General features: G+C 70.2%; 1 protein-coding gene. It reads right to left on the bottom strand.

Annotated elements, in window-relative coordinates; genetic code table 11:
• On the bottom strand, positions 1–383 hold a 383-nt coding region (locus I6F37_RS44780), incomplete at both ends, for an exodeoxyribonuclease V subunit gamma (protein WP_225155098.1).

The following is a 383-nucleotide window of genomic DNA, read 5'->3' as shown; positions in this document are numbered from 1 at the left end:
GGCAGCGCATAGCCGAGCAGCAACCGGTCGAGTCCGAAGCGCCACGTGTGCTCGTGGGTGGCCGGCACGTGAAAGCGCGCGCGATGCTCGGCGTCGATGCCCCAGCGGATCTGCGCTTCACCGACCCAGCGCCGCACCGTCTCGATGTCCGCTTCGGAGAGCGCGAAGCGCTGGCGCACCGAGGGCTCGTCGAGCAGCGCGAGCACGCGGTGCGCTTCGTAGCGGCTTCCGGGCAGCGCGAGCAGCGCCAGCAGTGCGGATGCGAGCGTGCTCGACTGCTCGGCGCTGCGGTCGGACAGATTGAAGGGAATGCGCGGGGTCGCGGTCCCGAAGACGGCCTCGACGTAGGGCGCGTACGTTTCGATGTCCGGCGCCATCACCAC

Origin of the sequence: Bradyrhizobium sp. NBAIM08 (assembly GCF_020193935.1) — a bacterium.
Classification (GTDB): Bacteria; Pseudomonadota; Alphaproteobacteria; order Rhizobiales; family Xanthobacteraceae; genus Bradyrhizobium; species Bradyrhizobium yuanmingense.
This window is presented reverse-complemented; position numbering and strand designations above follow the sequence as displayed.